Genomic DNA, 462 nt, shown 5'->3' on the forward strand with positions numbered 1-462 from the left:
TCGAACAACTTCCCCGCGCCCACCGCCTGCATCACGATTTCACCCTCACCGAATTCGACCTCGACGCGGCCCTGCAACGCCATCCCGCCGTGCTGCTGGTGGATGAACTGGCCCACAGCAACGTGCCCGGCTCGCGCCACCCGAAACGCTGGCAAGACGTGGAAGAACTGCTCAGCGCCGGCATCGATGTGTGGACCACCCTCAACGTCCAGCACCTGGAAAGCCTTAACGATCTGGTGAGTGGGATCATCGGCATTCGCGTGCGGGAAACCGTACCGGACCACGTGTTCGACAATGCCCACGAAGTGGTCGTCGTGGACCTGCCGCCGGATGATCTGCTGCAACGCTTGAAGGACGGCAAGGTGTACCTGGGCCCTCAGGCCGAACGTGCGTCGCGGCACTTTTTCCGCAAGGGCAACCTGCTCGCCCTGCGGGAACTGGCCCTGCGCCGCACGGCCGACC

General features: G+C 64.3%; 1 pseudogene. It reads left to right on the forward strand.

Annotated elements, in window-relative coordinates:
• A pseudogene (locus tag HX846_RS36715) lies at window positions 1–462 on the forward strand (two-component system sensor histidine kinase KdbD); the annotation flags it as partial.

This window comes from Pseudomonas sp. K5002 (assembly GCF_013386655.1).
Lineage (GTDB): Bacteria > Pseudomonadota > Gammaproteobacteria > Pseudomonadales > Pseudomonadaceae > Aquipseudomonas.